Origin of the sequence: Streptomyces sp. AcH 505, from assembly GCF_000818175.1 — a bacterium.
In the GTDB taxonomy this organism is placed as follows: domain Bacteria; phylum Actinomycetota; class Actinomycetes; order Streptomycetales; family Streptomycetaceae; genus Streptomyces.
Genome location: NZ_JTIY01000001.1, coordinates 3,822,973 through 3,826,032 on the forward strand (window position 1 = coordinate 3,822,973; position 3,060 = coordinate 3,826,032).

4 protein-coding genes and 1 tRNA gene are annotated in these 3,060 nt (G+C 70.0%); 4 read left to right on the top strand and 1 reads right to left on the bottom strand.

Translation table 11 applies throughout. The annotated features are described in order from the left end of the window. Positions 1-73: transfer RNA gene (locus HY68_RS17450), tRNA-Ala, on the top strand. A gap of 44 nt (positions 74-117) precedes the next feature. On the opposite strand, the gene HY68_RS17455 is transcribed toward HY68_RS17450, so the two are convergent. Further along, a complete protein-coding gene (locus tag HY68_RS17455; protein ID WP_078863656.1) occupies positions 118-987 on the bottom strand; it encodes a helix-turn-helix transcriptional regulator in 870 nt (289 codons plus the stop codon). 94 nt (positions 988-1,081) lie between these two features. Here HY68_RS17455 and HY68_RS17460 point away from each other — a divergent pair, with 94 nt between their 5' ends. The 3 genes from HY68_RS17460 to HY68_RS17465 all read left to right on the top strand — a co-directional run bounded on the left by HY68_RS17460 (position 1,082) and on the right by HY68_RS17465 (position 3,030). Then, positions 1,082-2,539, top strand: coding sequence for an MFS transporter (locus HY68_RS17460; protein WP_198533290.1), 1,458 nt, complete (start codon positions 1,082-1,084; stop codon positions 2,537-2,539). Positions 2,540-2,628: 89 nt separating this feature from the next. Further along, a complete protein-coding gene (locus tag HY68_RS43820; RefSeq protein WP_198533292.1) occupies positions 2,629-2,793 on the top strand; it encodes a hypothetical protein in 165 nt (54 codons plus the stop codon). A gap of 3 nt (positions 2,794-2,796) precedes the next feature. Then, on the top strand, positions 2,797-3,030 hold the full coding sequence (locus HY68_RS17465; RefSeq protein ID WP_041989882.1) for a hypothetical protein: 234 nt from the start codon (positions 2,797-2,799) through the stop codon (positions 3,028-3,030). Positions 3,031-3,060: the final 30 nt, after the last annotated feature.

The window sequence follows — 3,060 nt, forward strand, 5'->3', positions numbered from 1 at the left end:
GGGGCTATAGCTCAGTTGGTAGAGCGCCTGCATGGCATGCAGGAGGTCAGGAGTTCAATTCTCCTTAGCTCCACAACCCCGGTCCCGTCCTCTGTCTCAGAGGGCGGGACCGTGCGTTTACCGCAAGGACCGCAGCACCGCTGCCCGCTCCTTGCTCTCCTCGTCGCTCGGTGTGTAGACCACGATCCGGCATTCCGGCATTCCGTTGACCGACAGCGAGACCGAGGTCATCCGTATCTGCCCCACCACGTCGTGCCGGAACGTCTTCACCCTGGGGCCCGGCTGTGTCACGTTCCCGCCGGTCCACAGCTCGGCGAAGTACGGGCTGGCGGCCGCGAGATCGGCGATGAAGGTCTCCCAGACGGGCTCGCCGACATGACGGCCGTACGCGCTGCGCAGGGTCGCCACCATCACCGGCAGCTCCGCCTCCGGATAGACCAGCGGGCAGGCGTCCCGCGACACGGTGAACAGGATCCACAGCACGTTGAACCGGCGGTACCGGCTCATCGTCCCGACGTCGAAGAGATCGCCGTACGCCGCGTTCGCCCCGATGAGGTCGTAGCGCGAGTTGTACACCACGGCGGGCAGCGGATCGAGGGCGTCCAGGATGCCCTGGATCTCCGCGCTGATGCCGTCCGCTTCGGCCTGCGGATCGGGCGTACGCGGCACCTCGGCCAGCTGGTACAGATGCTCCCGCTCGGCGCCGTCCAACCGCAGGGTGCGGGCGATGGCGTCCAGGACCTGCGCCGACGCGTTGATCGGGCGCCCCTGTTCCAGCCAGGTGTACCAGGTCACGCCGACCCCGGAGAGCTGCGCGACCTCCTCGCGCCGCAGCCCCGGCGTACGGCGGCGCAGCCCCGGCGGCATCCCCACGTCGGCGGGAGTCACCCGCGCCCGTCTGCTGCGCAGGAAGGCCGCGAGCTCGGTCCTGCGCCGTCGGCCCGTCGACTGCTGCTGGTGCACTGCCACTGCCGTCACACCCCCCATGCTGCGCCGTCCGGCAGGTCCTTGCCAGGTGCTGTCACTACCAGCATCAGCGGGCTCTCGTTACCCGTATCGGATCAGCCGCAGGCTCGGACCCATGACGACCGCCTCATCACGGACCCCACAACTTTCCGACCCCTCAAGTAAAACTCCCACCACTGACAGCGGCCCCGGCAGAGGCCCGCTGCTCGCCGTGGTGCTCGCCGCCCAGTTCATGGCGCTGCTCGACGTCTTCATCGTCAATGTGGCCGCCCCGACGATCCGCGTCGAACTCTACGCGTCCGGCGCCTCGTTGCAGCTGATCATCGCGGGCTACACCATCGCGTACGCGGTCATGCTGATCACCGGCGCCCGACTCGGCGACCTGCTGGGCCACCGCCGGCTGTACCTCGGCGGCCTGCTCGTCTTCACCGCCTCCTCACTCGCCTGCGGACTCGCCGCGAACACCGGCCAGTTGATCGGCTTCCGGCTGGTCCAGGGCGCGGGTGCGGCGCTGATGATCCCCCAGGTGCTCAGCCTGATCCAGCGCAACTTCACCGGCGAGGCGCGCGGCAAGGCGCTCGGCGCCTACGCCGCCGTGCTCTCCACCGGGGCGGCCGCCGGGCAGGTGCTCGGCGGGGTGCTCGTCACCGCCGACCTCTTCGGGACCGGCTGGCGGCCGATCTTCCTGGTGAACGTGCCCGTCGGGATCGTCCTGCTGGCGACGGGCGTGCGGGTGCTGCCCAAGGACCGGGCGGCCGATCCCGAGCGGCGGCGCGGCCTCGACCTGCCAGGTCTCGTCCTGCTCGGCGCCGCCGTCTCGCTGCTCACCGTGCCGCTGGTGCTCGGCCAGGAGGAGGACTGGCCGCTCTGGTCCTGGGTCTCCCTCGCCGCGTCCCTGGTCCTCTTCTGCTGCTTCCTCGGCTACGAGGCCCGGCTCGCCGCGCGCGGCGGCGCCCCGCTCGTCGCGCCGCGGGTGCTCCGTATCCCCGGCATGGGCGTGGCCGCCGCACGGATCGGTCTGGTGATGGCGGTCAACTCGGGCTTCCTCTTCGCCCTCACCCTCTACATCCAGGGCGCCCTCGGCTACAGCGCGCTGCGCGCGGGGCTGACCTTCGCGCCGACCGCGCTGGTCTTCGGCGCGGTCGGACTGACCTGGCGCAACTGGCCCCGGCGGATACAAAAGGCCCTGATACCCGGCGGGTTCGCGCTGGCCGCCGTCTCCGCCGTGGCCGTCGGCTGGGTACTGCGGGACATCGGCGACGGCGGATTCCCGATGTACGCCGCCTTCGTCGGCATGGGCGCGGGTCTCGCACTCGGCTTCAGCCCGGCGCTGACGGGCGCGCTGGCGACCGTACGCCAGGAGGACGCGGCGGACGCCAGCGGACTGCTGGCGACCGTCACCCAACTCGGCCAGCTCCTGGGCGTCGCGGCCTTCGGCACGCTCTTCCTGAACCGCCTCGACGTACCCGGTCCGGACGCCGCAGCGGACGCCTTGTGGGCGACGACTCTCGCCCTCGCGGCGGCCGCGATCATCGGCGCGCTGGCCGGTCTCGGACGGCAGCGACGCGCGTAGCTGCGATTTCCGGCTGACCCCCTTGCCAGGCCGTGGCAGAATCGGACGGCCGGAGGGGGACGCCGGCGCGGTCCGGGAGGGAGAGCACGATGTCCGCGAGCAGCATCGAGGAGGCCGATGCCCCGCTCACCACGGCGGACGACCACTCCCGCCTCAGCTGTCCTACGTGCGGTTCGTCCCATGTGGCCCAAGTGCTCGGCGACAACGGTGGAGTTTCTTACGTGTGCACGGCCTGCGGCCACAGCTGGAGCTGATTGATGGGTGCCCACAGGCGTAAATGCGACTGGTGCGGCAGTGGTACGCCCATCGTCAGGGACATGGATCCCCTCAATCACGACTTTCAGTACTGGTGCGAGGAGTGCGCGCGGGCGCTGATCATAAAAGGTGACCCCATCGAGACCTACCGCGAATTGGAGGGCGAACCGATCTACGGCCGCCTCCTCGACGAGCACTGCACGCTCAAGCGGTTCTACTCGTTCGCCACGGCCTGACGCCACCGTGTAATGTTCTCGATGTCGCAA

Excerpts from the sequence above, each read along its gene's own strand:
- HY68_RS17455 (WP_078863656.1), bottom strand. The coding sequence starts at position 987 with ATGGGGGGTGTGACGGCAGTGGCAGTGCACCAGCAGCAGTCGACGGGC.
- HY68_RS17460 (WP_198533290.1), top strand. The coding sequence starts at position 1,082 with ATGACGACCGCCTCATCACGGACCCCACAACTTTCCGACCCCTCAAGT.
- HY68_RS43820 (WP_198533292.1), top strand. The coding sequence starts at position 2,629 with ATGTCCGCGAGCAGCATCGAGGAGGCCGATGCCCCGCTCACCACGGCG.
- HY68_RS17465 (WP_041989882.1), top strand. The coding sequence starts at position 2,797 with ATGGGTGCCCACAGGCGTAAATGCGACTGGTGCGGCAGTGGTACGCCC.